The organism is Acidisoma sp. (assembly GCF_965199065.1).
Lineage (GTDB): Bacteria > Pseudomonadota > Alphaproteobacteria > Acetobacterales > Acetobacteraceae > Acidisoma.
In genome coordinates, this window is record NZ_CBDAQN010000001.1 from 819,713 (window position 1) to 846,206 (window position 26,494).

General features: G+C 66.2%; 27 protein-coding genes. 22 read left to right on the forward strand and 5 right to left on the reverse strand.

The features are described from left to right. Nucleotides 1-59: 59 nt before the first annotated feature. From rplM to ACOEQ1_RS03885, 7 genes are all read left to right on the forward strand, one after another. Nucleotides 60-524 (forward strand): 50S ribosomal protein L13, encoded by a 465-nt coding sequence (gene rplM, locus ACOEQ1_RS03855; RefSeq protein ID WP_419757903.1) that lies wholly within the window; start codon nt 60-62, stop codon nt 522-524. Between the two features lie 2 nt (nt 525-526). Further along, nucleotides 527-1,015, forward strand: a complete 489-nt coding sequence (gene rpsI / locus ACOEQ1_RS03860; RefSeq protein ID WP_419757904.1) for a 30S ribosomal protein S9 — start codon at nt 527-529, stop codon at nt 1,013-1,015. A gap of 54 nt (nt 1,016-1,069) precedes the next feature. Then, entirely contained in the window at nt 1,070-2,002 is a 933-nt protein-coding gene (gene argC / locus ACOEQ1_RS03865; protein ID WP_419758634.1) for an N-acetyl-gamma-glutamyl-phosphate reductase, read from the forward strand. Further along, a complete protein-coding gene (locus ACOEQ1_RS03870; protein ID WP_419757905.1) occupies nt 1,999-2,532 on the forward strand; it encodes a gamma carbonic anhydrase family protein in 534 nt (177 codons plus the stop codon). Before argC ends, ACOEQ1_RS03870 begins: the two co-directional genes overlap by 4 nt. A gap of 109 nt (nt 2,533-2,641) precedes the next feature. Next, a complete protein-coding gene (locus ACOEQ1_RS03875; RefSeq protein ID WP_419757906.1) occupies nt 2,642-3,208 on the forward strand; it encodes a hypothetical protein in 567 nt (188 codons plus the stop codon). A gap of 64 nt (nt 3,209-3,272) precedes the next feature. Beyond that, nucleotides 3,273-3,788: an adenine phosphoribosyltransferase gene (locus ACOEQ1_RS03880; RefSeq protein ID WP_419757907.1), complete on the forward strand. Its 516-nt coding sequence runs from the start codon at nt 3,273-3,275 to the stop codon at nt 3,786-3,788. Between the two features lie 71 nt (nt 3,789-3,859). Next, entirely contained in the window at nt 3,860-4,876 is a 1,017-nt protein-coding gene (locus tag ACOEQ1_RS03885; RefSeq protein WP_419757908.1) for a hypothetical protein, read from the forward strand. Between the two features lie 72 nt (nt 4,877-4,948). On the opposite strand, the gene ACOEQ1_RS03890 is transcribed toward ACOEQ1_RS03885, so the two are convergent. Further along, nucleotides 4,949-5,305 carry a DUF2934 domain-containing protein gene (locus tag ACOEQ1_RS03890; RefSeq protein ID WP_419757909.1) on the reverse strand — a complete coding sequence of 119 codons (357 nt, stop codon included), beginning with the start codon at nt 5,303-5,305 and terminating at the stop codon, nt 4,949-4,951. 213 nt (nt 5,306-5,518) lie between these two features. On the opposite strand from ACOEQ1_RS03890, the gene ACOEQ1_RS03895 reads away from it, so the two are divergent. Then, nucleotides 5,519-6,295, forward strand: coding sequence for a gamma-glutamyl-gamma-aminobutyrate hydrolase family protein (locus ACOEQ1_RS03895; RefSeq protein ID WP_419757910.1), 777 nt, complete (start codon nt 5,519-5,521; stop codon nt 6,293-6,295). Nucleotides 6,296-6,306: 11 nt separating this feature from the next. Here the strand turns inward: ACOEQ1_RS03895 and ACOEQ1_RS03900 are convergent, their stop codons facing one another. Beyond that, on the reverse strand, nt 6,307-7,374 hold the full coding sequence (locus ACOEQ1_RS03900) for a potassium channel family protein (protein ID WP_419757911.1): 1,068 nt from the start codon (nt 7,372-7,374) through the stop codon (nt 6,307-6,309). Nucleotides 7,375-7,506: 132 nt separating this feature from the next. Between ACOEQ1_RS03900 and ACOEQ1_RS03905 the strand changes: the two genes are divergently transcribed. From ACOEQ1_RS03905 to ACOEQ1_RS03930, 6 genes are all read left to right on the forward strand, one after another. After that, a complete protein-coding gene (locus ACOEQ1_RS03905) occupies nt 7,507-8,049 on the forward strand; it encodes a cysteine hydrolase family protein (protein WP_419757912.1) in 543 nt (180 codons plus the stop codon). A 307-nt stretch (nt 8,050-8,356) separates the two neighbouring features. After that, the gene (gene cyoA, locus ACOEQ1_RS03910; protein ID WP_419757913.1) at nt 8,357-9,292 is read left to right on the forward strand and encodes a ubiquinol oxidase subunit II; all 936 of its coding nucleotides are present in this window, start codon (nt 8,357-8,359) and stop codon (nt 9,290-9,292) included. Between the two features lie 4 nt (nt 9,293-9,296). Further along, nucleotides 9,297-11,297, forward strand: coding sequence for a cytochrome o ubiquinol oxidase subunit I (gene cyoB / locus ACOEQ1_RS03915; protein WP_419757914.1), 2,001 nt, complete (start codon nt 9,297-9,299; stop codon nt 11,295-11,297). Further along, complete coding sequence (gene cyoC, locus ACOEQ1_RS03920) at nt 11,287-11,892, forward strand: cytochrome o ubiquinol oxidase subunit III (protein WP_419757915.1); 606 nt, start codon at nt 11,287-11,289, stop codon at nt 11,890-11,892. Before cyoB ends, cyoC begins: the two co-directional genes overlap by 11 nt. Continuing rightward, nucleotides 11,892-12,290 carry a cytochrome o ubiquinol oxidase subunit IV gene (cyoD, locus tag ACOEQ1_RS03925; RefSeq protein WP_419757916.1) on the forward strand — a complete coding sequence of 133 codons (399 nt, stop codon included), beginning with the start codon at nt 11,892-11,894 and terminating at the stop codon, nt 12,288-12,290. The genes cyoC and cyoD overlap by 1 nt, the downstream gene beginning before the upstream one ends. Nucleotides 12,291-12,473: 183 nt before the next feature. Next, complete coding sequence (locus tag ACOEQ1_RS03930) at nt 12,474-12,911, forward strand: YybH family protein (RefSeq protein WP_419757917.1); 438 nt, start codon at nt 12,474-12,476, stop codon at nt 12,909-12,911. 21 nt (nt 12,912-12,932) lie between these two features. Here the strand turns inward: ACOEQ1_RS03930 and ACOEQ1_RS03935 are convergent, their stop codons facing one another. Next, nucleotides 12,933-14,222, reverse strand: a complete 1,290-nt coding sequence (locus tag ACOEQ1_RS03935) for an MFS transporter (RefSeq protein WP_419757918.1) — start codon at nt 14,220-14,222, stop codon at nt 12,933-12,935. A 161-nt stretch (nt 14,223-14,383) separates the two neighbouring features. Here ACOEQ1_RS03935 and ACOEQ1_RS03940 point away from each other — a divergent pair, with 161 nt between their 5' ends. Both ACOEQ1_RS03940 and ACOEQ1_RS03945 read left to right on the forward strand, forming a co-directional pair. Further along, entirely contained in the window at nt 14,384-14,983 is a 600-nt protein-coding gene (locus ACOEQ1_RS03940; RefSeq protein ID WP_419757919.1) for a hypothetical protein, read from the forward strand. Nucleotides 14,984-15,081: 98 nt separating this feature from the next. Beyond that, a complete protein-coding gene (locus ACOEQ1_RS03945) occupies nt 15,082-16,281 on the forward strand; it encodes an MFS transporter (RefSeq protein ID WP_419757920.1) in 1,200 nt (399 codons plus the stop codon). On the opposite strand, the gene ACOEQ1_RS03950 is transcribed toward ACOEQ1_RS03945, so the two are convergent. After that, on the reverse strand, nt 16,282-18,111 hold the full coding sequence (locus ACOEQ1_RS03950) for a glycoside hydrolase family 15 protein (protein WP_419757921.1): 1,830 nt from the start codon (nt 18,109-18,111) through the stop codon (nt 16,282-16,284). A 249-nt stretch (nt 18,112-18,360) separates the two neighbouring features. Here ACOEQ1_RS03950 and ACOEQ1_RS03955 point away from each other — a divergent pair, with 249 nt between their 5' ends. Both ACOEQ1_RS03955 and ACOEQ1_RS03960 read left to right on the forward strand, forming a co-directional pair. Beyond that, nucleotides 18,361-19,185, forward strand: coding sequence for an HAD family hydrolase (locus tag ACOEQ1_RS03955; RefSeq protein WP_419757922.1), 825 nt, complete (start codon nt 18,361-18,363; stop codon nt 19,183-19,185). Between the two features lie 71 nt (nt 19,186-19,256). After that, a complete protein-coding gene (locus ACOEQ1_RS03960) occupies nt 19,257-20,273 on the forward strand; it encodes a zinc-binding alcohol dehydrogenase family protein (protein WP_419757923.1) in 1,017 nt (338 codons plus the stop codon). Nucleotides 20,274-20,283: 10 nt separating this feature from the next. Here the strand turns inward: ACOEQ1_RS03960 and ACOEQ1_RS03965 are convergent, their stop codons facing one another. Next, the gene (locus ACOEQ1_RS03965; RefSeq protein WP_419757924.1) at nt 20,284-22,107 is read right to left on the reverse strand and encodes a DEAD/DEAH box helicase; all 1,824 of its coding nucleotides are present in this window, start codon (nt 22,105-22,107) and stop codon (nt 20,284-20,286) included. Between the two features lie 311 nt (nt 22,108-22,418). On the opposite strand from ACOEQ1_RS03965, the gene ACOEQ1_RS03970 reads away from it, so the two are divergent. The 4 genes from ACOEQ1_RS03970 to ACOEQ1_RS03985 are packed head-to-tail and all read left to right on the forward strand — an operon-like array spanning nt 22,419 to nt 26,492. Further along, complete coding sequence (locus ACOEQ1_RS03970; protein WP_419757925.1) at nt 22,419-22,703, forward strand: exodeoxyribonuclease VII small subunit; 285 nt, start codon at nt 22,419-22,421, stop codon at nt 22,701-22,703. Between the two features lie 26 nt (nt 22,704-22,729). Then, on the forward strand, nt 22,730-23,641 hold the full coding sequence (locus ACOEQ1_RS03975; protein WP_419757926.1) for a polyprenyl synthetase family protein: 912 nt from the start codon (nt 22,730-22,732) through the stop codon (nt 23,639-23,641). 8 nt (nt 23,642-23,649) lie between these two features. Further along, nucleotides 23,650-25,575, forward strand: coding sequence for a 1-deoxy-D-xylulose-5-phosphate synthase (gene dxs, locus ACOEQ1_RS03980; RefSeq protein WP_419757927.1), 1,926 nt, complete (start codon nt 23,650-23,652; stop codon nt 25,573-25,575). Further along, complete coding sequence (locus ACOEQ1_RS03985) at nt 25,575-26,492, forward strand: flavin reductase (protein WP_419757928.1); 918 nt, start codon at nt 25,575-25,577, stop codon at nt 26,490-26,492. Before dxs ends, ACOEQ1_RS03985 begins: the two co-directional genes overlap by 1 nt. Nucleotides 26,493-26,494 lie beyond the last annotated feature (2 nt).

Genomic DNA, 26,494 nt, shown 5'->3' on the forward strand with positions numbered 1-26,494 from the left:
CGCACTCTACTGCAAGCGGCCATGGGCCGCGCATTCACTACCTAAGGAACCGAGTTCGGATGAAGACGACCCTCTCGCTGAAGCCCTCAGAGGCTCAGAAGAACTGGGTGCTCATTGATGCGGAAGGTTTGGTGCTCGGCCGTCTTGCGGTCGTGATCGCCCAGCGTCTGCGCGGCAAGCACAAGCCCCAGTTCACCCCGCATGTCGACTGCGGCGACGCCGTCATCGTGGTCAACGCCCGCAAGGTTCGCGTGACCGGCAAGAAGGCGGAGCAGGCGCTGTTCCACTACCATACCGGCTATGCCGGCGGGATCAAAAGCCGCAGCATCGCCCAGCGGCTGAACAGCTCGCGGCCGGAGCAGGTCGTCGAGAAAGCGGTGGAGCGCATGATCACGCGCGGCCCGCTGCAGCGGGCGCAGATGCGCCACCTCTACGTCTATCCGGATATGGAGCATCCGCATGGCGGCCAGCAGCCCGCGACACTCGATGTCGGCGCCATGAACGCCAAGAACCGGAGGGTCTGACCATGTCCGACACCCAGACCAGAACGCTCGCCGATCTAGCCCAGGCGCCCATTGCGACCAGCACCGACGCGGCCCCGATCCGGGTCGAGCCGAAGCGCGACGAGTTCGGCCGCTCCTACGCCACCGGCCGCCGCAAGGACGCGGTCGCCCGCGTCTGGATCAAGCCGGGCCGCGGCGACATCTCCGTCAACGGCAAGAAGGCGGCGCAGTATTTCGCCCGTCCCGTGCTCCGCATGCTCATCACGCAGCCCTTCCTGGTCGCCGACCGCTACAACCAGTTCGACGTGGTCTGCACGGTCAACGGCGGCGGTCTCTCCGGACAGGCGGGCGCCGTGCGCCATGGCATCAGCCGCGCGCTCACCTACTACGAGCCCGACCTGCGCGGCATCCTCAAGGTGGCGGGCTTCCTCACCCGCGACAGCCGCACCGTCGAGCGCAAGAAGTATGGCCGCGCCAAGGCCCGCCGCAGCTTCCAGTTCAGCAAGCGCTAAGCGGACACTATGCCGGCGCCATCTCCCTCCGGAGCGTCCGCGTTCAAGGGCGGCATGGTGCCGGCGATCTTCATCGACGGCGAGGCCGGGACGACCGGCCTTGGCATCCGCCAGCGGCTGGCGGGCTTCGACACGCTGAGCCTGCTCAGTATCGCGCCCGCCGACCGGAAGGACCCCGCGGCGCGGCAGGCGCTGATGGAGCAGGCGGATCTCGTGATCCTTTGCCTGCCGGACGAAGCGGCGCGGGAGGCCGTGGCACTCGCCGACGCGCTCGGACCCGATGCGCCGCGTGTGCTCGACGCCAGCAGCGCCCACCGGACGGCCCCGGGCTGGGTTTTCGGGTTTCCTGAGCTGGCGCCTGGCCAGGCGGCGGCGATCGCTTCGGCGCGCCATGTCTCGAACCCCGGCTGCTACGCCACGGGCGCCATCGCGCTGCTGCGCCCCCTCGTCGATGCCGGTTTCATCCCGAGAGACTACCCGCTGAGCATCAATGCCGTGAGCGGCTACAGCGGCGGTGGCCGCAGCATGATCGAGGGCCATGAGACGCAGGGCGGTCCGCCGTTCGAACTCTACGCGCTCGGCCTGGAGCACAAGCACGTCCCGGAGATCGAGCGTCACGCAGGGCTCACGCGCCGGCCGATCTTCGTGCCCTCCGTGGGTCACTTCCGGCAGGGGATGCTGGTCTCTGTGCCGCTGCATCTCGACGATCTGCCGCGTCGTGCAGACGGAGAGCGGCCATCGGGCGCCGAGATCGCCGCCGCGCTCGCCGAGCATTACGCGCAGACGCCAGACATCGAGGTTTCGGCCGAGCCTCTCGCCCGGCTGGAGCCCGAGGGGCTCAATGACAGCGACCGCATGAGCCTGCACGTGTTCACCAACGAGGCGTCGCGGCAGGCTGTGCTGGTGGCGCGGCTGGACAACCTCGGCAAGGGCGCCTCGGGGGCCGCGGTGCAGAACCTCCGCCTCATGCTAGCGCTCACCTCTTGAGCGTGACCGGCGGCGGCATCCTTCCCTTCGAGGGCCGTCTGCCGCGGATAGACCCTGGCGCCTGGGTGGCGCCGACAGCCGTTGTCATCGGCGATGTGGAGATCGGGCCAGGGTCCGGCGTCTGGTATCACTGCGTCCTGCGTGGGGACACGAACTTCATCCGTATCGGCGCGCGGACGAATATCCAGGACGGCTCGATCCTGCACGTGAACCGCAAAACCTTCGCCTGCATCCTCGGCGACGATGTCACCGTGGGCCATGCGGCGATCGTCCATGCCTGCACTATCGAGGACGGCGGCTTCGTCGGCATGGGCGCGACGGTGCTCGATGGCGCGGTGATCGAGGCGGGGGGCGTGCTTGGCGCGGGCGGCTTGCTGCCATCCGGCAAGCGCATCGGCCGCAACGAACTCTGGATGGGCTCGCCGGCGCGGTTCCAGCGGGTGCTCGGCGACGAAGAGCGAGCCGGCTTTGCCGCAACCACCGCGCATTATGTGGAACTGGCCCAGCGTCACCGGGCTTCACTCCGATGATGCGGAAGCTCCCCGCGGCCTAAGCTTCTTCAACATATTTGGAGGCGGTCACGCAGCGGCATCCAAACGGCTGCTGCACGAGTAGAGTGACCGGAGTTTGGGGCAAATCATGAGAAATTTAGCAGTTCTGCTTGGCGCGGCCGCCCTGGCGATGCTGGCCGGCTGCTCGAGCGACATCTATCGCCTGCCGAGCACAGCGGTCATGCCGGCGGGCGCGCTCAATACCAACGGCGACATCGATGTGCGCTCGCTCGATGTCGCGTCCTATGGCTTCGGCCATACCGGCGAGATGAAGGGTAATCCCGCACTGGCGGCCAGCACCGTCGCTGCGCTGGACTACATGGGCGGGCAACTCAACACGTCGCCGCGCTGGGTGTACATGCCCGGCCTCTTCCGCCTGCAGATGCTGCAGTCACGGGACATCATTCGCGGCACTCTTGGCATCAGCCCGGAGGTTCCCTCTCAAGAAGTCGTCGACACGATGCTGGCGCTGTCGGCCGCTTATTCGTCCGGAAATCAGGCTCAGGTGAACAAGCTGCTCGGGTCGCCGATCTTCTCGGTGCCGCCCGATCAGGCGGCCGAGCGGCTCGCCGACATTCCCTATTCGGCACTCGTGAACAACGCGACGAGTAATGCCGAAGCTTACTCTTTGCAGTATGACCTGCCGGGTAACTGACGGCCGCCGCGCTTGAGCTTTTGAATGCCTTGCCGCACATCCAGGCTCCGTTATACAGCGCAGCATGGACCTGAAAGAGCATATCCGATCGATCCCGGACTTCCCGAGTTCCGGGATACTTTTCTACGACATCTCGACGCTGCTGCGGGATGCCGATGCATTTCAGGTGGCGATGAGCCGGATGGCGCAGGCGATCCGCGACTATCGGCCTGATTTCCTTGCCGGCATCGAAAGCCGCGGTTTCCTGTTCGCGGCCCCGCTGGCGCTCAAACTCGGCTGCGGCTTCGTGATGCTCCGCAAGCCCGGCAAATTGCCCGGAGCTGTTGTGGGTCTGGACTACACGCTGGAGTATCGGTCCGACCGGATCGAGGTTCAGGCGGATGCCATTCCCGCGGGCGCACGCGTCGTCGTGGTCGACGACCTGCTGGCCACCGGCGGAACATTGGCTGCCAGCATACGTCTCCTTCGAATGCTGGGGGCGGAAGTGCCCGCCGCCGCAACCTTGATCGAGCTGACGTTCCTGGGTGGGCGGAAGCTTCTGGACGTGCCGGTCGAAGCGCTTCTCCAATACGACGCCTGAGGCCGGGCCTGGGGTAGGCACACATGGCGGGACACGGACTGGCTCGTCGCGCTCTCCTGGCGCTTCCGGCTATGGCGGTTCCAGCGATATCGCCGCGAGCGGCGAGTGCCCAATCAGCGGTCTCTCCGTTTCCGGCGAACGTCACGCTGCTGAGTAGCGGGCCGTCGCACGGCTACATCGCGGGGTGGGCGAAGCTGCTCGGCCCCCATCTGCTGGACGGTCTTCCCCCCGACGTCGCCGTGACCTTCACGGCCATGGGCGGACCGGACGGTGTGACGGTCTGCAACGCCTTCGGCAGCCGGTTGGACCCGGACGGCACCACGCTCATGTTCGCGCCTGGAGCGGCGCTGGTCGCCTGGCTCGAAGGCGATAGCCGCGCCAAATACGACCCCGGGCGCTGGATAGCGGCGCTGGTCGGCGCGACGCCGGCGGTCCTGGTCGGCCGCGCCCCGCTTTCCCGGCACGCCTCTCGGCCGTGGCGACTTGCGGCGTCCAACCCGATCGGGCCGGAACTCGCAGCCTTCCTGGCCCTTGATCTTCTCGGACTGCCCGCTGAGCCGGTCTACGGCCTAACCGATCCCGAAAGCCTCGCCGAGGGTCTGCGCCGCCGGTCCTTCGACCTCGCCTTCCTGAGCGGCCCCAGGTTGCGCACTACTCTCGCCAAGGCGCGAGCCGCCGGAGCAAGAGCACTGTTCTCGACAGGCGCGCAGGGCTGTGACGGCGCCCTGGCGCGTGATCCGCTGTTGCCGGGGGTGCCAAGTTTCCTTGAAGCCGCCGCAAATCTACGGATCGATGTTCCCACGGACGACCGCCTCGCGGGATACGAGGCGGCGGCAGCGGCGGCGGCGGTTTGCTTCGCTGCGGTTCTGCCGGATCTGGTGTCGCCATCGACACTCGCGCAGTGGCGTCGGGGAGCTGACTTGACTGGCGACAGCCTGTCTGTCGCGGCCGTCGCCGTCCCCCAGGGGGTGAGGCTCGTTACCGGGATTTGCGCCGGAAGATTTCTTATCCAGACAAGCCGATCGGCCGCCGCCCTCGACAGCCTGCGGCTGACGATGCTGTCCCGCTACGGGTGGCGGCCCAGCTAAGCCGCTGGACATTCTCAGGGGCTGCCAGCCGCTACGGCAAAGGTGTTGATTGTCGGGCCGGCGTTCGTCGCGTCAGGCGGTTTTGCTGGGCTCCACTGTCTCAGCCTTGCGGCCTTTGCGACCCTTCTTGGCCTTTGGTGTCGAGGCCCACTCGCCCTGATCGGCAAACCGATCTGGGAACTCGCCGAGGTTCTGCTGAATTTCCGCCTCTTCGACATTGGTCGGCGCGGTCGGATCGATGCCTGCGGCAATCGGGTTCTCGATCTGGCCGGTGAGGCCGCTATCCTCCATGCCGACCAGTTCGGCTGCGCGCTCCCAGAACTCGACCGCTCGGCCCTCCGGTTGCCCTTCGGTTTCCCACAGATGGTAAGCGCGTTGGCGAATGCGCTCCTCGCGCGCGGCATCGAACTTCAGGGGATTGTCGGCCATGTCTCGTCTCCTCACTGTGGGGCTGACGCGCCGTCGCGGCGAGCCGCCCCCCGTCTCATGGAGATGGAGCGTTACCCTCTAACCGTCAATTCGCTCAAGCTTCCCTCATGGCGCTGCGGAGCCTTGCCGCCAGCGGACAGTCGCTCCGAATAAGGTACGGTCATACGCAAGAATCGCTTTTATCGCCGGCTTCGCTGTCCCATTGTTATGCAAATGAAGCCTCTCATCGGTATCTCCTGCTGCCAGAAGCTGTTCGGCCGCTTCTCGATGCTCAACCATGCCGTATCGGACACTTATGTCCGTGCAGTGGGCGAGGTTGTCGGCGGGATCCCGGTGCTGATTCCGGCAAACGGCTCGCACTCCGACGTGGGCGCGCTGCTGGACAGGCTGGACGGCGTCATTCTCACCGGCAGCCCCTCCAACGTGGAGCCGGCGCTATACGGCGGCGATCCGCACCCGCCGGAAACGCTGGAAGACCGCTTCCGGGACGCGGTGACGCTGCCGCTTATCCGCGTCGCGATCCGGCAGGGCGTGCCGCTGCTGGGGATTTGCCGCGGCTTTCAGGAAATGAACGTGGCGCTCGGCGGCAGTCTGCATCAGCGCCTGCAGGACCTGCCAGGCCGGATAGACCACTCCACGCCGATGCAGCATCTGGCGAAGGTTCGGCAGGGAAAGGCGCATAGCTTGCGCGTGGTGCCGGGAAGCTGGCTGCATCGCGTCGCCCGGGCGCGGGAGATCGCGGTGAACTCCCTTCACAACCAGGGTGTCGACAGGCTGGCCTCCAGCCTTGTGGCGGAGGGATATGCGCCGGACGGCACGATAGAGGCCTTTCGCGTCACCCAGTGCCCGGGCTTTGCCGTGGGCGTTCAGTGGCATCCCGAATACGACATGGACACGGACGAGGTGTCCCGCCGCATCCTGCTGTCCTTCCGGGACGCCGTCGCCGAATATCGCAACGCCGGCCAGGGGCTTTCCAGTTCGGCCGACTGAGGCCCGGGGTTTCAGATGGTGCTGAGCGGCGCGCCGAGCAGCGACGCCACAACATGTGCGTGACCGTCGCGGCTGACGAGCACCACGCCATCCCCGGCGTTGATCACGGTATCCGGCGGTGGCCGGTTGATGCCCTGGTCGTGCGGCCGGTCGACGCCGACAATGAAGAAGCTGCCGGCCGCCCGATGCTCGATCTCGGCGACCGTCTCGCCGGCGCATGGGCTGTCGGGCGAAACCGGGTGGGTGAACAGGTTCAGCCCGATCTCGAGCAACTGCCGCTGGAAGGCGCGCATGCGGTCGGTGCCTTGGAGGAATTTTTCGCTCTCCCGGAACAGGATCATCTGCGCGATCCGCTCGGCCCCGATGTGCGTCGGCATGACGACCCGGTTGGCCCCGGCCTGGAGGAGCTTCCGCTCGGTGGAGGCGACTTCGCCGCGTGCGATGATCTCGAGCGAGGCGTTGAGGCTGCGCGCACTCAGCGTGATGAAGACGTTGGCCGCGTCGTCCGGCAGCACGGTCGCGAGCACCCGGGCCCGGGCGATGCCCGCGATCTGCAGCGTGTTCTCGTCCGTGGCGTCCGCCTGGATGCAGAGGTAGCCGGCCTCGCGGGCCTCGGCGAAGCGGCGGTCGCTGCGTTCCAGGATGATGAACGGGGCCTGGCCGGCGGTAAGTTCCTGCGCGAGCATGATGCCGATGCGCCCGAAGCCGCAGATGATGACGTGATCGGTCAGCCCGTCGATGTCGTTCTTCATGCGCCTCGTGCCGAACAGCTGCTGGAACTGGGTGATGGTGATAAACTGGACCAAGGCGCCGGTGAGGAAGATCATGCCGGTGCAGCCGAGGATGATGAGCATCATCGTATTGGCGCGGAGGAAGGGCGTGTGGATCGCCCGAACCTCGTCGTAGCCGACAGTGTAGATGGTCAGAACGACCATGTAGAGGGCATCGCCGACCGGCCAGCCGGCCGACACGTAGCCGATGGTCGCGAGCAGGCAGATAAAGAGGACGAAAACCCCGCCGAGGATCAGATTGCGGAGCGGGGATGCCAGGAGCCGATCGGCCCAGTCATGGAAGACCAAGACCTGTCCGCGGCGTCTACGAGGTGGCCGTCGTCCGCTCATCGGGCTTCCGCACCTGTTCCAGCCCTTGTGCCGTCAGGGCGCGCTCCAGGTCCAGTATGAAGAGCGATTGCTGAGAAAGGGCCATCCTCTATGAGCGCTCCGGCGACAGAGTGGCTGCTGGTCATCGACATGCAGACGGCCTTCGCCGATGCGCCGAGCGCCTGGGCGGCGCCCGGCTTCTACACCGTTCTGCCGCGGATCGAGCGGCTGGTAGCGGCATACCAAGGCCGAGTCGTGCTGACCCGCTACGTGCCGCCGGCACTACTGACCGGCGCCTGGGTCGACTACTACGCGGCCTTCCCATCCCTTCTGCTGCCCGAGACCGATCCAGCGTGGGACCTCAAGCTGACGCCCGCGGCGGGAACGCCTGTCGAGACCCGCGCCACCTTCGGCAAGTGGGACAGGCGGATGGCCGCGCTCGCCGGGCCGGGCACGACCTTGGCCGTCTGTGGCGTGGCGACGGAATGCTGCGTGCTCGGAACCGTGCTGGCGGCCGTCGACGACGGGCGGAACGTGCGGGTCGTCGGTGACGCCTGCGCCGGAGGGACCGAGGCCGCGCATGAGCAGGCGATCGCCCTGCTGCGTGGATTTTCGCCGCTGGTTACAGTGGTCTTAACCGAAACACTGCTATAACCCGCAAGCGGACTTTCGTTCTTACTAAGTAACGGTCAATCCACCTCGCGGGGTGAAGCAGGTTTTTTATCACGAATGTTGACAGCAAGGGTTCAAACGAGACAGCTACGGGAACATGTCCGTCACATTGCCGCTGCTTCACGACAGAACGCTCGCCGTTGTCGGATATGACATCGGCGCGGCTTCCGCCGTTGGCTGGCGACCACGGTCTGCGCGGATTGCAGATCAGCTTGACGTGTTCTTGAAGTCGCGCTTTTGCGGAATGTTCTCTATTTTCAAAAATGAGTGAAATGGCGTGAGATCGACGATGAGAGACCTGATCAGGCGGGTAGGGCGTGCCGGGCGGCCGTTCATGCTCCTGCCCATCCTGCTGCTTTCCGGCTGCAACTGGGATGTACTCGACCCGCAAGGAGCGATCGGCAGTTCCGAGAAGACACTTCTGATCACATCCGTCCTGCTCATGCTGCTGATCGTGGTCCCGGTGATCGTGCTGACGCTGGCGGTCGCCTATCATTTTCGGGCGACCAACACGAAGGCGACGTATCGCCCGGATTTCAATCACTCCCTCCCCATCGAGATCGTCATCTGGGTGATCCCGTGCCTCATCATCCTCGTGCTGGGCATCATCACCTGGGACAGCACGCACACGCTCGACCCGTATCGGCGGATCGCCGCGGGTGACCGTAAGCCGGTCAACGTCGAGGTCGTGGCGCTCGATTGGAAGTGGCTGTTCATCTACCCGGACCTGCACATCGCCACGGTCAACGAGCTGGCGATGCCGGTTGGAACGCCCGTCTCCTTCAACATCACCTCCCAGACGGTGATGAACTCGTTCTTCATCCCGCAGCTCGGCAGCCAGATCTACGCGATGGCAGGCATGCAGACGCGACTGCATCTAATGGCCAATCATCCGGGTCATTACCGGGGAATATCAGCGAATTTCAGCGGGGACGGTTTTTCTGGCATGCACTTCGACGCCATCGCCATGGATCAGGCCGGGTTTGATGCCTGGGTTCAGAAGGCCCGCCAATCGGGCGCGACCTTGGACGACGGCGCAATGGCGAAGCTCGAACAGGCCAGCCAGGACGTGCCGGTTAGCTATTACGGATCAGTGACAGGCGATCCATTCGGAGATCTCGTATCGTCGTTTATGGGCAAGGCTATGAGTATGCAGGAAGCGACGCATCCATCCACTCATCCCGCCAGCGGGTCAGGGATGGCCGGCATGAATATGAAGGATTGATCAGATGCTAGGAAACCTGACCCTCGCGGCGATCCCTCTCGACAACCCCATCGAGATGGGGGCCGTCGTGTTCATGGGCATCGTCGTCCTGATCGTGATGGGCTTCATCACCCGCTACAAGCTCTGGGGCTACCTCTGGCGGGAATGGATCACCTCGGTCGACCACAAGAAGATCGGGATCATGTACATCATCCTGGCGCTGGTGATGCTGATCCGTGGCTTCATCGACGCCATCATGATGCGTACCCAGCTGGCCTTCGCCTATGGCAAGCATCACGGTTACCTGCCGCCGCCGCATTATGACCAGATCTTCACGGCGCACGGCGTCATCATGATCTTCTTCATGGCCATGCCGTTCATGATCGGCCTCATGAACGTAGCCGTGCCGTTGCAGATCGGCGCCCGCGACGTGGCCTTCCCGTTCCTGAACTCGATCAGCTTCTGGCTGACTGCGGTCGGCATGGCGCTGGTCAACCTGTCGCTCGCGATCGGCGAGTTCGCCAAGACCGGCTGGCTCGCCTATCCGCCGCTCTCGGAGCTGCACTTCAGCCCGGGCGTGGGCGTCGACTACTACATCTGGGCGCTCCAGATATCCGGTATCGGCACCTTGCTCACCGGCGTGAACTTCTTTGTCACCATCCTGAAGATGCGCGCGCCCGGCATGACGATGATGCGGATGCCGGTCTTCGTCTGGACCATCCTCTGCACCGCCGTGCTCATCATGGCGGCCTTCCCGATCCTGACCGGCACGCTCGCGCTGCTGACGCTCGACCGCTACCTCGACTTCCACTTCTTCACGGATGACGGCGGCGGCAATCAGATGATGTACGTGAACCTCATCTGGGCCTGGGGGCATCCGGAGGTCTACATCCTCATCCTGCCCGCGTTCGGCGTCTTCTCGGAGGTCGTTTCGACCTACTCGGGCAAGCGGCTCTTCGCCTACACCTCGATGGTCTACGCGACGCTCGCGATCACCGGGCTCTCCTTCGTCGTCTGGCTCCACCACTTCTTCACGATGGGGTCTGGCGCCGACGTGAACGCCTTCTTCGGCATCACGACGATGATCATCGCCATTCCAACGGGCGTGAAGATCTTCAACTGGCTCTTCACCATGTATGGCGGGCGCGTCCGCTACGACGTGCCGATGCTCTACACCGTCGGCTTCATGGTAACCTTCACCATCGGCGGCATGACCGGCGTCATGCTCGCGGTGCCGGGCATCGACTACGTGCTCCACAACAGCCTGTTCCTGATCGCGCACTTCCATAACGTGATCATCGGCGGCGTGCTGTTCGGCTACCTCGCCGGGTTCAACTACTGGTTCCCGAAGATGGCCGGCTTCCACCTCAACGAGAAGCTGGGCAAGCGCGCCTTCTGGTTCTGGATCACCGGCTTCTATGTCGCCTTCATGCCGCTCTATGCCCTCGGCCTGATGGGCGCGACGCGCCGCATGGAGCATTACGACAACGTCGCCTGGGCGCCGTACATGTGGGTGGCCGCCTTTGGTGCGATCCTCATCATGATCGGCATCGCCCACCAGGTCATGCAGATCGTCGTCAGCATCCGCGATCGCGAGATGAACCGCGACCTCACGGGCGATCCGTGGCAGGGCCGCACCCTGGAGTGGGCCACGTCCTCGCCGCCGCCGTTCTACAACTTCGCAACCCTGCCCGAGGTCAACCACGCCGAGCCGCTGTGGGATGCGAAGCAGCGCGGCACAATCGACCGGCAGGCCCGCGACCACTACGAGGACATCCACATGCCGCGGAACACGGGGGCCGGCTTCATCATCGCCGTGTTCTCGGGCTTCTTCGGCTTCGCGATGATCTGGCACATCTGGTGGCTCGCGATCGTCGGCGTCATCGGCATGGCGCTGACCCTCATCATCCGGACCTGCAACGACGACATCGACTACTACGTGCCGGGCGAGGAAGTGGCGAGCATCGAGAAGGCTCACTTCCTGCAGCTCTCCGCCGCCGAGATGGAGAAGCAGCATGCGGACTGAGTCGGTCCACCACGCGCACGACCACGCGCAGGAGGCGACGGCCAATAAGGTCTTCGGCTTCTGGCTCTACCTGATGACCGACTGCATCCTGTTCGCGACCGTTTTCGCGGCGTTCGCGGTCGGGCGCGACCAGTTCAACGGCGGACCGACGGGGAAAGACCTCTTCGACCTCAACGGCGTCATCTATGAAACCAGCTGCCTGTTGATCAGCAGTGTCACCTATGGCTTCGCGATGCTGGGTGCCTACCGCAACAGCAGGCAGCAGGTATTGCTGTGGCTGGGCATCACCTTCCTGTTCGGCCTGGGCTTCATCGGGCTCGAGGTGAAGGAGTTCATCCACCTCGTCTCCGAGGGTGACGGGCCGAGCCGCAGCACCTTCCTGTCGTCGTTCTTCACGCTGGTTGGCACCCACGGGTGCCACGTGACGGCGGGCCTGATCTGGATGGGCGTGCTGATGTTCCAGATCGGAGTGATGGGGAAGGAGCTGACGCCGGCCTATATGAGCCGGCTCACCTGCCTCAGCCTGTTCTGGCACTTCCTCGACATCGTCTGGATCTGCGTCTTTACGATCGTTTACCTGATGGGGGTGACCTGATGGAGATCAGCAAGGTTCACGGGGATCACGGGCATGAATACGGCCCGGTGACCCCGGCCGGCGCCGGCCATGGCACGCTGAAGGACTATGCGATCGGCTTCATCCTCTCCGTCATCCTGACGGCGGCTGCCTTTGCAATTGTCATGTCCCACGTCATGGCGCCAGAGCCGACCGTCTTCACCATTGCGGGTCTCGCGGCGGTGCAGGTGATGGTCCATCTGGTGTGCTTCCTGCATCTCAGCTCGGCCTCGGCCCAGCGGTGGAATGTCACCGCCATGGCCTTTGCGGTCGTCGTGGTCGTCGTGCTGATCGTGGGCTCGCTTTGGATCATGCACAACATGTCCGACCATATGGCGGGTGGCGAGAACAAGCTGCCGCCGCTCCAGCTGCAGCCCTGAGACAACTCCCATCCCGGGTTGTTGCCGATGCGGTAACAACCCGGGGACTGGCGGCGAGCGAACACCTTGAGGTCGCTCGGATCGCATTCAGCCCGGACACGGGGATCGGCGCCCTTCGAGCCGCGCGTTGCAGGATCATCGCCCGCGTCATATCGTGAGTGACCGCGCATCCGGGATCAACCTGTGAGCCAGATCGAAACCAATGCCGCCATCGAAGCGGTCATGGCGGACTACGCAGCCGCAGTATTGGCCAAGGAGCCCGCCCGGCTCACCTCGCTGTATGCCCCGGATGTTCGCGTGTTCGACGCCTTTGGCGTGTGGAGCTTTGAGGGCCGGGAAGCCTGGGCCCGCAACCTGGAAGATTGGCTCGGCTCGATTGGCGACGGGTCCGTGCAAGTCCAATTTCAGGCCGTTCGCATCGTGGCCCACGCTGAAACGGGGTGGCTGAGCGCCCTCATCACCTATAGCGCCCTGGACGCTGCGGGACACGTGCTTCGTTCGATGCAGAACCGGCTAACCTGGCTGCTGATGAGGAACGCGGAACGGTGGGTCATAGCCCACGAGCACACCTCGATGCCGGTGGATTTCGAGAGCAAGAAAGCCATCCTGCGCCGCGATTGACGGGCGCATGAGGAACGTCGGCTAGGCAACCCGCTCCGTGGCCCGCATGTCGGCATTGCCGATGAACACTGACAGGAAGGCGGCGGCTACCCCCAGCATCCCCGCCAACAGAAAGGCGGGCAGGTAGGTGCCCTCGACGGTGCGGGAAAGGCCCGCGAGGAAGGCGGCGCTCGCCGCACCCAGCTGATGCCCGGCGACGATCCAGCCGAAGATGACCGGCACTCGCGCATCCCCGAACGCCTCGGTCGCCAGCCTGAGTGTCGGCGGCACGGTGGCGATCCAGTCGAGCCCGAAAAAGACCGCGAAGGCCGAGAGCCCATAGAGGCCGAACCCCGAGTAGGGGAGGTAGATCAGGGACAGGCCGCGCACCCCGTAATAGATGAACAGCAGCTTGCGGGAGTCGAAGCGGTCGGTGAGCCAGCCCGAGAGGGTCGTGCCGATGAGGTCGAAGACGCCCATCATGGCGAGCAGGCCGGCGGCGTGGGTTTCGGGGATGCCGTGGTCGGCGCAAAGGGCGATCAAATGCGTGCCGACCAGCCCATTGGTGGTAAAGCCGCAGATGTAGAAGCTGGCGAAGAGCAGCCAGAAGGTGCGGCTGCGGACGCCGATCATCAGCCCGCCGATGGCGTTGCCGATGAACGAGGTGGGCGGCGGCAGGGGCGGCGGCGCGCCGGGCGGTGCGCCCCAGGGGCGAAGCCCGATCGAGGACGGACGCTCGGGCAGCAGAACCGCGACGAGCGGCAGCATGAGCGCGGCGGCGCAGGCGATCGTCAGCACCACGGGCCGCCATCCGGCCGAGGTCGCGATGACCGACAGCACGGGCGTGAAGATCAGCGTGCCGGTGGCGGTGCTCGCGGTGAGCAACCCCATGGCAAGCCCGCGGTTGGTGGTGAACCAGCGCGTCGCGATGATGGCGCCGAGCACGTTGGCGAGGCAGCCGGTGCCGAGGCCTGAGATCACGCCCCAGGTCAGGACGAGCTGCCAGGGCTGGGTCATGAACATGCTGGAGGCGGTCGCCGCCGAGACCATGGCGAGCGCGATCAGCATGACCCGGCGAACGCCGAAGCGCTGGATGAGCGCGGCGGCGAATGGCCCGACCAGGCCGTAGAGGAAGATGCCGATGGCGGCTGCCATGGCGATGGTGGCGCGGCTCCAGCCGAAGTCATCCTGCCAGGGGATCATGAGCACGCCGACGGCGCCGCGCACCCCCGCCGATACCAGGAGCACGGCGAAGACGGTCCCGAGTGCCACAAAGGCGTAACGGGCCCCGAACGGCCGGGTTCGGATGGGGCGGATTGTCGTGTCGCTCATCATGAAGTTCTACGGCGAGGTCGCTCCATTATGAAAGCCGCGCGCCCCGCATTACGCTGATGTCCGAGGGCAGGGGTCTGGCGGCCGCCGCGTCTGCCCCCACCTGCCGGGCAAGCAACCACGCAATGATTGCGTGCGGCACAGGATGAGGATGACAGACAATGGCCGAGACCAGACAGCCCAGTCCGGAGGAAGTGGCGGACATCGGGCGACGCCACGGCATCAGCGAGGAGGCGTCCTATGCCCTCTATCATGCCGTGAAGCGCGGCGGTGGCGGCTTCGCCCAGTTCAACCACCCGGACCTCGGAGGCATGGGTCAGTGGTCGCGCGGCGGCATGACGCAGATTGCCGACATGTTCAACGACGATCTGAAGGCGCGGGTTACCGCGGCCTGCGAGGAGATGTCGCTGCGCGTTCCGGGCGAGGGCGCAACAGGGCTCGATTCGGGGCAAGCTCAGCAGCACCAGGTGTTCGGCTCGGATGACGCGAATTCGGATCGGGCGCCGATGACCTCAGGCTGGACCGACTGGTGGCCGGAAGGCCTCGGAGCACCGGCTTCGTCCGGCGCTCAAGACAACATGCGCTACGCCTGTTTCCCCGACCTCCACCGCCTCGCGATCGAGCGGGACGGGAAGCTGACGATCTACGACACCGGCCACTACCGGCTGACGGGCTTCAGCCAGCAGCAGAGCACGAGCCAGGACCTCGTCTTCTCAGGGCCGGACGGCACGGTCCGCACCGATAGTTTCCGCGTCGTCTGACGAGCAACCGCACTTCAGCAGTTTTGCCGGGCGCGGCGTCATTCCTGTCGGACCTGCAGGCGCTATAGTGGAGGGATGACGCGCGCCGCAGGCCGACCATGACCGATCAGGCCGAGACGCCGCGCCTCGTCGCGCGAGCGGCCTCGATCCAGATCGTGGCGACCGTCGTGTTTACGTTCGTCGGCTATCTGGTCGTAGGCATGCCGCTCGGCGTGTTGCCGCCGTTCGTCCACAGCACGCTGCATTACAGCTCGGTCCTCGCGGGCCTCTCCGTGAGCTTCCAGTATCTGGCGACCTTCGTGACCCGCGCGCCGGTTGGGCGCATGACGGACACGGTCGGACCCAAGCAGATGGTGATCTTCGGCCTGTCGAGTTGCGCGATGAGCGGCGTCTTCACGACGGCGGGCGGGCTCGCCTCCGGCCATCCCGGCATCAGCATCGCTCTTCTTCTTATCGGACGGCTGTTCCTCGGCGCGGGTGAGAGCGGCGTCGGCACCGGGGCGATCGCCTGGGCCATCGGCAGGGTCGGGCCGCTGCACAGCGCGCGGATCATTTCCTGGAACGGTGTGGCGACCTTCGCCGGCATCGCGATCGGGGCGCCCTTGGGCGTGACGATCGAAAGCCTGTGGGGCTTCTGGTTCATCGGCTGTGCGATGGTGGCGGCGGCCCTCCTGGTGCTTCCGTTCGCCGCCTTCGGGCCGGTGACACGGCCGGTGCGCGGCACGCAGATCCCGATGCGCCGCGTCTTCGGCCGTGTGCTGCCCCACGGCATGGCTCTGGCCCTTGGCTCGCTGGGCTTCGGAACCATCGTCTCCTTCATCACGCTGTTCTTCGGCAGTCGCCATTGGGGGCATGCGGCCATCGCGCTCAGCGCGTTCGGCGGCTTCTTCATCCTCTCGCGGCTGATTTTCGTCGCCAGCATTACCCGCCAGGGCGGATTGCGGGTCGCCTTCGTCTCCTTCGTGGGCGAGGCCTGCGGACTGCTGCTTCTGGGCCTCGCACCTACGCCCCTCCTGGCGATCGTGGGCGCCGCGATCACCGGGTTCGGCTTCGCGCTGGTGTTCCCGGCGCTCGGCGTCGAGGCCTTCCAGCGCGTGCCGAGCAGCAGCCGGGGCGCGGCCCTCGGCGTCTTCTCGGTGTTCCTGGACGTGGCCCTCGGGGCGACAGGACCACTCGCGGGGCTCCTGGTCGGCGTCTCCGGCTACACCTCGATATTCCTGATCGCCGCAGTGGCGGCGCTCGCAGGCGGAGGCATCACGGTGGCGCTCGGCGCGCGCCCGGCACGGCCGAGTGTCTGACTACGAGTCTGCCATGTGGATATCGGCTGCGGCCGGCTTGCCACCGGCAATGCTGAACGCCGTGTTGACGACCGCGATGTGCGTGAACGCCTGCGGGAAATTGCCAAGTTGCCGCTTGAGCTGCGGCGAGTATTCCTCCGCCAGCAAGCCGAGATCGTTCGCGAGCCCCAGCAATCGCTCGAACAACGCGCTCGCCTCGGACAGGCGTCCCTGGAAGGCGAAGTTGTCCGCCAGCCAGAAACTGCAGGCCAGGAACATGCCTTCGCCGGGCGGCAGTCCATCCGTGCTGGCCTCGGTGTTGTAGCGCTGCACGAGCCCGTCGACGACGAGGGACTTCTCGATGGCCTTGACGGTGCCGATGACCTTCGGGTCGTTCGCATCCAAAAAGCCGGTCCGCGGAATGAGCAACAGGCTCGCATCCAGCTGATCGCCGTCATAAACCTGGGTGAAGCTGTTGAGCTTGGTGTTGAAGCCCCGCTCCATGACCTCCGAATGAACCGCCTCGCGGTTGGCGCGCCACTTGTCGAGAGGCGCATCGAAGCCATGGGTCTCGGCATCGTTGATGCACCGGTCGAGCGCGCTCCAGGCCATGATCTTGGAGAACACGAACGGCTGCGGACCGGCCCGGGTTTCCCAGATGCCGTCGTCGTTCGCCCGCCAGATATCGCAGAGGTGGTCGGCCAGCGCCTTCTGCAGCCCCCAGCCGTCCGGCTCGTCGCCCAGGCCGAGGCGCCGGCCTTCTGAGAGAACGGTCATGACCTCGCCGTAGACATCGAGCTGCACCTGCTCGGACGCCGCATTGCCGATCCGTACCGGCTTGGAGCCCTCGTAGCCGTCGAGCCAGGGCACCTCCCACTCGTCGAGCCGCCGCTCGCCCGCGATGCCATACATGATCTGGATCTGGTCCGGCATGCCGGCGACGGCCCGCATGAGCCAATCCCGCCAAGCTTTCGCCTCGCCCATGTAGCCGGCCCGGAGCAGCGCGCCCAGCGTGAGCGTCGCGTCGCGCAGCCAACAGTACCGGTAATCCCAGTTGCGGCTGCTGCCGATCTCCTCCGGCAAGGAGGTCGTTGCCGCCGCCACGATGCCGCCGGTGGGCGCGTAGGTCATTGCCTTCAGCGTAATGAGGGAACGGCGCACGGCGTCCGTCCACTTGCCTTCGTACGTCGAGGACTTGGACCAGTCCTCCCAGAAGTCGACGGTTTCCTGAAGAATGCGGTCCTGATCGGGCTTCTCGGGCAGATCGAGATGAGACTCGTTGTGCACGAGGGTGAAAATCTGGCGGGTGCCCGGGCTCACGCTGAAGGATGCCGTCGAGGCCATATGCTCGCCGATCAGCGGGACCGTCGAGAAGATCGTCACGCGGTCCGGACCGCAGATGGCCTGGAGCCCGTGCTGGTCGCCCAACCCGATGACCCATGGGATGGAGCTGCCGTAGTCGAAGCGAATGGTCAGGTCCAGCCGAAGGTCGACGGTGCCGGACAGGCCCTCCGCGATACGGACGATCGTGTTGTTGGTCTCGCCGATCGGCATGAAGTCGGTGACGCGCGCCCGGCCCGTCTTGGTTTCGATGATCGTATCGATGATGACGCTGCCGTCGCGGTACGAGCGGGTGACGCGCGCCTCGGGGTCCGGAGAGCCGAGGCGCCAGCGGCCATTGTCCCGGTTGCCGACGAGAGCGGCGAAGCAGGCGGCGCTGTCGAAGCGCGGCAGGCACAACCATTCGATGGCGCCGTCCCGGCTCACGAGCGCGCAGGTGCGGCAGTTGCCGATGAGGCCGTAATCCTCGATCCTCAGGCGCGTGCCATGATTGTCAACCGTGCTATCCATTCCAGCCGTCTCCCGCATCAAAAGCCGGAGGCACCGGAACGGTCGACCTCAGCGCGGCCTAAATGTTGGCCGGGGACGGAGAAGTTAAAGCCCCGCTTCGATCCCGTTCTAACTCTCGCACGACTTAAGGTGCAGACGAGTGGCGAGGCTGCGGGCGAAGCGGCAGCAAGTCATCTGTCATGAGGGTCCGCCTTGACCGCCGCCCGGCAAGCACCCTCTTTTGCAGCTACAGCAATCAAGGAGGCCAGCATGAGCGGCCGATCGACGCCCATCCGCCTCGTCGTCAGCGACGTGGACGGCACGCTGGTCCGTCACGACAAGACGCTGCACCCGGAGACCATCAAGGCGGCGCGGGAACTGCGCGAGGCCGGGATCACGCTTTGCCTCGCCAGCAGCCGGCCGCCGCGCGGGATGGAGATGTACCTGGAGCCGCTCGGCATCACCACGCCCCATGCCGGTTTCAACGGCGGCCAGATCGTCGCGTCCGACAACAAGACGATCCTGGACGAACTGGTGATCCCCGAGGATGCAGCCAAACAAGCGGTAGAGCACATGACGGCGGCCGGGCTCGACGTCTGGCTCTTCGCCGGCAGCGGCTGGTACGTGAGGTCCAGCGACGGCCCCTATGTCGCCCATGAGGCGGAGGTGACGCGCAACACCTTCACCGTGGTCGACGACTTCGCGCCCTACCTCGGCAAGACCAACAAGATCATGGCGTCGAGCAAGACCTTCGATCTCGTGGGACAGGTGGAGAGCGAACTGCAGGGGCTGCTCGGCGCGGTCGCCTCGGTCAACCGCTCCTCGCCCTACTATTGCGACGTGACCAACGTCGACGCGAACAAGGGCCACGCGGCGCTGGCGCTGGCGAAGATCGCCGGCGTGCCGCCCGAGGCGATGGCCTGCCTCGGCGACATGAACGTCGACGTGCCGATGCTGAAGGTCGCTGGCCTCTCGATCGCGATGGGCAACGCCGCCGAGTCTGTGAAGGCGGCGGCGATGGTGATCACGGGCAGCAACGACGATTCCGGCTGGGCGGATGCAATCCGCGCCCACGTGCTGCCGAAAGCGCCCTGAAGCGGCTGCGCCTTGCCGCCCGCGAACTGAGGCGCATGTTCTAGCGGTTGCACAGCAAGGAGGCGTCACCCATGCGCGCCGTTGGTTACAAGACAGCCGGCCCCGTCGATCACCCGGGGTCTCTGCACGATGTCGAACTGCCGGACCCGACGGCGACGGGCCGGGATCTGCTGGTCGAGATCCGCGCGGTCTCGGTCAACCCTGTCGACACGAAGGTTCGCCAGCGGAGCGGCGCCGAGGATGGCCGCTGGAAAGTGCTGGGCTATGACGCCGCGGGTGTCGTCACCGCCGTGGGGCCGGAAGCCAGCCTGTTCAAACCGGGTGACGCCGTCTTCTATGCCGGAGCCATCGAGCGGCAGGGCACGAACGCGGAGTTCCACCTGGTGGATGAGCGGATCGTTGGCCGCAAGCCGGCGTCGCTCAACTGGGCGGAGGCGGCTGCGCTGCCGCTGACGGCCATCACCGCCTGGGAGGCGCTGTTCGATCGCCTCGACGTGCGGCACGCCGTGCCGGGGACGTCACCGTCGGTGCTGATCATCGGCGGCGCGGGCGGCGTCGGCTCCATCGCGATCCAGCTGGCACGGAAACTCACCGATCTTGCCGTCATCGCGACTGCATCACGGCCAGAGACCGAGCGCTGGGTTCATGAGATGGGCGCGCATCATGTCGTGGATCATCGCAAGCCGCTGGGGGACGAGGTGGCGGCGCTCGGGATCGGCGCGCCCGGCTTCGTGTTCTCGACGACGCAGACGGATGTGCATCTGAAGGAAATCGCCGGCCTCATCGCGCCCCAGGGCCGCTTCGCGCTGATCGACGATCCGGCGGTGCTCGACGTGAACCCGTTCAAGCGCAAGAGCGTGTCGACGCACTGGGAGTTCATGTTCACCCGCTCGATGTTCCAGACAGCGGATATCGCCGAGCAAGGGGCGTTGCTGAACGAGGTGGCGCGGCTGGTGGACGCAGGGACGCTCCGCACCACCCTCGGCGAGCATTACGGGGCTATCGACGCCGAGAACCTGAAGCGGGCGCACCTGACGATCGAGAGCGGGAAGGCCATCGGGAAGATCGTGCTGGAGGGATTCGGCTGAGCGGCCGCCGCTAGCCCTTTGCGCGGGACCGCAGGCTGCGCGGCCCGGCGGACTCGGGCTTGAAGCGCGCCTTACGCGCGGCGTAGTCGGGGCGGTCGCCCTCGCTGCGCGCCGGCCGGGCGCGGGCGAAGTCGCCGCGCGGGCGGAAGGTTTCGGTCGGCGGCCCATCGGCCTGCTCGATCCGGATCTCGTTCTCGGCCGCATCCCGCAGCGCCGTCATGAAACCTTCGGAGGCCGCCTCGGTAATCTGGAACCGCGTCTCGTGCTCGGTGATGCGGATCGCGCCCACATCCCGCTTCGTCACATCGCCGAGGCGGCAGATCAGCGGCAGCAGCCACTTGGGGTCGGCCTTGTTCTTGCGGCCGACGCTGGTCTTGAACCAGACCATCGGCTGGCCCTCGGTGTCGTAGATGGCCGCCGGCCTGTCCCGCCGTTCGGCGCGCGCCGCGTAATCCTTCGGGCCGCGTTCGGATGAGCCGCGTTCGGCGGGAACGAATGACGGAGTGGCCGAGGGCTCTTCGATGCCAGCGCGGGCGCCCGAAATCTCCACTGGCGCCGGCACCGACTGGCGGCGGAGGCGGATGAAGGCGGCGGCCAGCGCCTCGGCGCCGTAGCGCTCCGCCATCGTGTAGGCGAGCGCCGCATCTTCGTCCGAAGGCGGCACCGATAGGAAGGGATCGTCGAGCAGCCGCGCGCGATCCTGGGCGCGAATCTCTTCGGCGGAAGGCGCGGTGCTCCAGCGTGCGGCGATGCCGGCGGAGGCGAGCAGCTGCTCGGCCCGGCGGCGGCGCGAATGCGGCACCATCAGCACACAGATGCCCTTGCGGCCGGCGCGCCCGGTGCGGCCGGACCGGTGCAGCAGCGTCTCCTTGTTGGTCGGCAGATCGGCATGGATGACGAGGCCGAGGTCGGGCAGGTCGAGGCCGCGCGCGGCCACGTCCGTCGCGACGCAGACGCGCGCACGCCCGTCCCGGACCGCCTGCAGCGCGTTGTTGCGCTCCTGCTGCGACAGCTCGCCTGACAGGGCGACGGCGGTGAACCCGCGCGCGAGGAGGGCATCCGTCATGACGCGCACGCCATCGCGCCGGGCGCAGAAAATGAGGGCCGGCTCGTCGATCAGCCGCAGCGTGTTGACCGTCGCCGCCTCGACCATGTTGGGGTCGATCCGCATGCCGCGATACTCGATGTCCTGGTGCGGCTGGCTGCGGTCGACCGTGTCGATGCGGAGCGCGTTGCGCTGGAAACGCCGCGCCAGCATGGCGATCTCGCGCGCAATCGTGGCGGAGAACAGCAGGGTCCGGCGCTCGGCCGGCGCCGCATCCAGGATGAACTCCAGCTCGTCCCGGAAGCCGAGGTCGAGCATCTCGTCGGCCTCATCGAGCACGACGACGCGCAAGGCGGAGGGATCGAGCTGCCGGCGCTCCAGATGGTCCTTGAGCCGCCCCGGAGTGCCGACGACGATGTGCGCGCCGCGCGACAAGGCGCGGGCTTCGCTGCGGGCATCCATCCCGCCGACGCACGAGACGACTCGGCCGCCGGCTTCGCCGTAGAGCCAGGTCAGCTCGCCATGCACCTGCTGCGCGAGTTCGCGCGTCGGCGCGATGATCAGCGCGAGCGGCGGGCCGGCGTGGGGCAGATCGGTTGCGCCGGCGAACAGGGTGTCGGCGAAGGCGAGGCCGTATCCGACCGTCTTGCCGGAACCGGTTTGAGCGGAGACCAAAAGATCACGACCCGGCTCGGCCGCGAGAATCTCCGCCTGAACAGCGGTGGGTTCTGCATAGCCGCGCGTGTCGAGCGCCCGCGCCAAGGCGGGTTGAAGTGTCGGAAATGGCATAGTGAGTGGGAGATCCGAAGGGATGTGAAGGGGCTCCATACCGCATCCATCCCCGGATTCGCGAGCAGTTCCGGGGCAGGGGAGGCGTGCATGCGGCGAAAGCGCCGGAAGCTCCCGGAGCCAAGCCTTCTCCGAGAGCAGCGCATACCCCCTGATCTACCGGAGTTTCCTGAGCGAGAAGCTTAGCCGGACCCATCGTACGGCGCACTTCTCCCGTTTCCGATCAGCAGGGCTTGGCGTGGCACTGGCAAAAGGATTACGAGATTGATCATGTTCATACCCTGGGTCCGTTTATCCTTGGGAGCGCGGTGATGTCCGCATCATTGGCCCCTCCGCCCGCCGCCACAGCCGGGCAACCGTCCGCCTTGGCACCTGACGTATCCGGCCTGTCCTTCGAGGAGGCTCTTGCCGAGCTCGAGAAGATCGTGCGCGGTCTGGAAAGTGGTCAGCAGAAGCTGGAGGAGGCGATCACCGCCTTCGAGCGTGGCAGCGCCCTTCGCCGGCATTGCGAGGCCAAACTCGCCGAGGCCGAAACTCGGATTCAAGCCATTGTCGAACGGGCGGACGGCTCGCTCGGCACACGGTCGATCGAGTGAACGAGATTGAACGGAACAGGACGGTCATGAAGGTAGTCGTGAGCGAGCATCCGGCGACGCTTGCCGACGCAATGAAGAAGCGGGCGCAGGAGGTCGAGCATGCGCTGGATGTCCTGCTCCCGCTGCCCGACGGGCAGGAGAAGCGCCTGATCGAGGCGATGCGCTATGCCGTGCTCGGCGGCGGCAAGCGTCTGCGGGGCTTCCTGGTCATGGAAGTGGCCCATTTATTTGCCGTGGCGCCCGCCTGCGCCGCACGGGTCGCGGCCTCGGTCGAGATGCTGCACGCCTACTCGCTGGTGCATGACGACCTGCCGGCGATGGACGACGACGATCTCCGCCGCGGTCAGCCCTCCTGCCACCGCGCCTTCGACGAGGCGACCGCCATCCTGGCCGGCGACGCGCTGCTCACGCGCGCCTTCGAGGTGCTGGTGGATGGCGACACTCATTCCGACGCCCTGGCGCGCTGCGAGCTGGTGGCGGCGCTGGGCGCGGCGGCCGGCGCGCGCGGCATGGTTGGCGGCCAGATGATCGACATGCTGTCCGAAGGCGCGGAGCTGTCCGCACCCGAGGTCACACGGCTGCAGGCGCTCAAGACGGGGCGGCTCATCCAGTTTAGTGCGGAGGCGGGGGCGATCCTCGGTCGGGCCGCGCCGCAGCAGCGCCACCATATTGCCGCTTTCGGCCGTGATCTTGGCGCTGCCTTCCAGATTGCGGACGATATTCTGGATGCGGAAGGCGATGTTGAGGAGATCGGCAAGACCGCCGGCAAGGACGCCGCCGCCGGTAAAGCCACCATGGTCTCCATCATGGGTCTGGAGCAGGCCCGGGCTCATGCCAATATGTTGGCAAGCCAAGCGGCCCAGTATCTGGTCAGTTTCGGCGATCGCGCTGCCAATCTCGTGGCGCTGACGGATTTCGTGGTTTCGAGACGGAGCTAGAATTGCCCATGCCCCCGCATACCCCGCTGCTCGACCGCGTCCGTATCCCCTCCGACCTTCGCAACTTCTCAGGCGAGCAGCTTGCCCAGGTCGCCGAGGAACTGCGCGCCGAGGTCGTCGATACCGTCTCGGTCACCGGCGGCCATCTTGGCGCGGCGCTCGGCGTGATCGAGCTGACGGTCGCGATCCATGCCGTTTTCGACACGCCGCACGACCGGCTGATCTGGGATGTAGGCCATCAGGCCTATCCTCACAAAATCTTGACCGGCCGCCGTGACCGCATCCGCACGCTCCGCCAGCCGGGCGGGCTCTCCGGCTTCACCCGCCGCAGCGAGAGCGAATACGACCCGTTCGGCGCGGCCCACTCCTCGACCTCGATCTCCGCCGGTCTCGGCATGGCGGTCGCCCGCGACCTCAAGGGCGAGGACGACGAGCAGCAGATCATCTGCGTCATCGGCGACGGCGCCATGAGCGCAGGCATGGCCTACGAGGCGATGAACAACGCCGGCTCGATGAAGAGCCGCCTCGTCGTCATCCTCAACGACAACGACATGTCGATCGCGCCGCCGGTGGGCGCGATGAGCGCGTATTTGTCGCGGCTGATCTCGTCACGGTCGTTTCTCAATCTGCGCGATCTCGCGGCGAAGATGGCGAAGCGCTTCCCGCGCTCGATCGAGCGGACGGCCAAGCGCGCCGAGGAGTATGCCCGCGGCATCCTGACCGGCGGCACCTTGTTCGAGGAGTTGGGCTTCTACTATGTCGGCCCGATTGACGGGCACAACATGGACCACCTGCTGCCGGTGCTCCGCAATCTGCGCGACCATGAGGAAGGCGGCCCGGTGCTGCTGCATGTCGTGACGCAGAAGGGCAAGGGCTACGCGCCAGCAGAGGCCAGCGCCGACAAGTACCACGGCGTGACGCGGTTCAACGTCATCACCGGCGAGCTGGCGAAGGCGCCGCCGGGTCCGCCGAGCTACACGAAGGTCTTCGCCAATGCGTTGATCGCCGAGGCCGATGCCGACAAACGCGTCGTCGCCGTGACCGCCGCCATGCCGACAGGCACCGGGCTCGACAGCTTCGGCAAGAAGTTCCCCGAGCGCACCTTCGACGTGGGCATCGCCGAGCAGCATGCCGTGACTTTCGCCGCCGGCATGGCGGCCGAGGGCATGAAGCCGTTCGTGGCGATCTACTCCACCTTCCTGCAGCGCGCCTACGATCAGGTGGTGCATGACGTGGCGATCCAGTCGCTGCCCGTGCGGTTCGCCATGGACCGCGCCGGCATGGTCGGCGCCGACGGTCATACCCACGCGGGCGTCTATGACCTCTGCTTCATGGGGTGCCTGCCGGGCATGGTGCTGATGGCGCCGTCCGACGAACTCGAACTCATGCACATGGTGGCGACCGCCGCCGTCATCGACGACCGGCCGAGCGCCGTCCGCTACCCGCGCGGAGAGGGCCTCGGTCTCGATTTGCCGAAACGCGGGACGGTGCTGGAGATCGGCCGTGGCCGGGTGGTGCGGGAAGGGTCGAAGGTCGCCATCCTGGCGCTCGGGCCACGCCTGCAGGAGGCGCTGAAGGCCGCCGACGAACTGGCCGCGCGGGGCCTTAGCACGACGGTCGCCGACATGCGCTTCGCCAAGCCGCTCGACACCAAGCTCATTACGCAGATCGCCAATCACCATGAAGTCGTCATCACGATCGAGGACAACGTCTCTGGCGGTTTCGGCTCTGCCGTGATGCATTACATGGCGCTGTCCGGTTTGCTGGATGGCGGTGTGAAGGTGCGCCCAATGACAATCCCCGACCGGCTGATCGACCACAACACGCCCATGGGACAGTCGATCGATGCGGGGCTGACGGCGAAGGACATCGTCACGACCGCACTGCGGGCGCTCGGGATCGCGGCGAGCTCCGGCGCCGCGGTCCGGGCCTGATGTCCGCGACGATCTCCGACAAAACCCGGCAGTTCAGGAACGCCCTCGGCTCTTTCGCGACCGGCGTCACCATCATCACCACCCGGTCGCCAGAGGGCGCCGATATCGGCGTGACGGCGAACAGCTTCAACTCCGTTTCGCTCGATCCGCCGATGGTTCTGTGGAGCCTCGCGAAGACCTCGACCAGCTTCGACGCCTTCATGAAGGCTGAGAACTTCGCAGTGCATATCCTGGCGATGGACCAGGAGGGTCTTTCGGGGCGCTTTGCCCGCTCCAGCCCCGACAAGTTCGCGGGCCTGACGGTGGAGCGCGGACCGGGCTCGATACCGCTCCTCAGCGGCTGCGCCGCCCGCTTCCTGTGCCGCACCGCCTACCGGCACGAGGGCGGCGACCACATCATCCTGGTCGGCGAGGTCGATGAGTTCGACCATGACGGTCACGCCCCGCTGGCCTTTCATGGCGGGCGCTACGGCATGTTCATCAAGAACGACGCGCCGGTACCCGCGGCCGATGACGCGCCGCGCGCTCTGCTCGCGGATCTCCTCGCCTCCGCGGAGGAAGGCTTGGCGCGCAGGCTCGACGCCGATGTCGCGGCCTTCGGTCTCGCGCCGCACGAGTTCGACCTCTTGCGTCTTCTCGTCGCCGGGCCGCGCAGCCTGGAAGAGCTGGAGGAGATGGCGGGCCCCTCGGGCGAGACAGAGACTGTGGTGCTCGTGGACGATCTGGCGGCGCGGGGCCTTGTGTCTCCGCCGACCAACGGCACGGTGGTGATCGCGACGGCCGGTCACGACGCGGTGGCTGCGGTCACGGCGCAGATCGAAAAGACCGAGGCGTCGGCGCTCGAAGGGCTCACTGCCCACGAGGCCAGTCTGCTGCGCCGGTTGCTGACGCGCGTGGTGCGGACGCTCGACGCTTAGGC

Coding starts and splice junctions, on each gene's coding strand:
- ACOEQ1_RS03950 (WP_419757921.1), bottom strand. CDS start 18,111: ATGGATAGCACGGTTGACAATCATGGCACGCGCCTGAGGATCGAGGAT.
- cyoC (WP_419757915.1), top strand. CDS start 11,287: ATGCGGACTGAGTCGGTCCACCACGCGCACGACCACGCGCAGGAGGCG.
- ACOEQ1_RS03885 (WP_419757908.1), top strand. CDS start 3,860: ATGGCGGTTCCAGCGATATCGCCGCGAGCGGCGAGTGCCCAATCAGCG.
- argC (WP_419758634.1), top strand. CDS start 1,070: ATGGTGCCGGCGATCTTCATCGACGGCGAGGCCGGGACGACCGGCCTT.
- rpsI (WP_419757904.1), top strand. CDS start 527: ATGTCCGACACCCAGACCAGAACGCTCGCCGATCTAGCCCAGGCGCCC.
- ACOEQ1_RS03975 (WP_419757926.1), top strand. CDS start 22,730: ATGAAGGTAGTCGTGAGCGAGCATCCGGCGACGCTTGCCGACGCAATG.
- ACOEQ1_RS03875 (WP_419757906.1), top strand. CDS start 2,642: ATGAGAAATTTAGCAGTTCTGCTTGGCGCGGCCGCCCTGGCGATGCTG.
- ACOEQ1_RS03890 (WP_419757909.1), bottom strand. CDS start 5,305: ATGGCCGACAATCCCCTGAAGTTCGATGCCGCGCGCGAGGAGCGCATT.
- ACOEQ1_RS03935 (WP_419757918.1), bottom strand. CDS start 14,222: ATGAGCGACACGACAATCCGCCCCATCCGAACCCGGCCGTTCGGGGCC.
- ACOEQ1_RS03895 (WP_419757910.1), top strand. CDS start 5,519: ATGAAGCCTCTCATCGGTATCTCCTGCTGCCAGAAGCTGTTCGGCCGC.
- ACOEQ1_RS03880 (WP_419757907.1), top strand. CDS start 3,273: ATGGACCTGAAAGAGCATATCCGATCGATCCCGGACTTCCCGAGTTCC.
- cyoD (WP_419757916.1), top strand. CDS start 11,892: ATGGAGATCAGCAAGGTTCACGGGGATCACGGGCATGAATACGGCCCG.
- ACOEQ1_RS03985 (WP_419757928.1), top strand. CDS start 25,575: ATGTCCGCGACGATCTCCGACAAAACCCGGCAGTTCAGGAACGCCCTC.
- ACOEQ1_RS03970 (WP_419757925.1), top strand. CDS start 22,419: ATGTCCGCATCATTGGCCCCTCCGCCCGCCGCCACAGCCGGGCAACCG.
- rplM (WP_419757903.1), top strand. CDS start 60: ATGAAGACGACCCTCTCGCTGAAGCCCTCAGAGGCTCAGAAGAACTGG.
- ACOEQ1_RS03960 (WP_419757923.1), top strand. CDS start 19,257: ATGCGCGCCGTTGGTTACAAGACAGCCGGCCCCGTCGATCACCCGGGG.
- ACOEQ1_RS03940 (WP_419757919.1), top strand. CDS start 14,384: ATGGCCGAGACCAGACAGCCCAGTCCGGAGGAAGTGGCGGACATCGGG.
- ACOEQ1_RS03965 (WP_419757924.1), bottom strand. CDS start 22,107: ATGCCATTTCCGACACTTCAACCCGCCTTGGCGCGGGCGCTCGACACG.
- ACOEQ1_RS03905 (WP_419757912.1), top strand. CDS start 7,507: ATGAGCGCTCCGGCGACAGAGTGGCTGCTGGTCATCGACATGCAGACG.
- ACOEQ1_RS03955 (WP_419757922.1), top strand. CDS start 18,361: ATGAGCGGCCGATCGACGCCCATCCGCCTCGTCGTCAGCGACGTGGAC.
- dxs (WP_419757927.1), top strand. CDS start 23,650: ATGCCCCCGCATACCCCGCTGCTCGACCGCGTCCGTATCCCCTCCGAC.
- cyoB (WP_419757914.1), top strand. CDS start 9,297: ATGCTAGGAAACCTGACCCTCGCGGCGATCCCTCTCGACAACCCCATC.
- ACOEQ1_RS03945 (WP_419757920.1), top strand. CDS start 15,082: ATGACCGATCAGGCCGAGACGCCGCGCCTCGTCGCGCGAGCGGCCTCG.
- cyoA (WP_419757913.1), top strand. CDS start 8,357: ATGAGAGACCTGATCAGGCGGGTAGGGCGTGCCGGGCGGCCGTTCATG.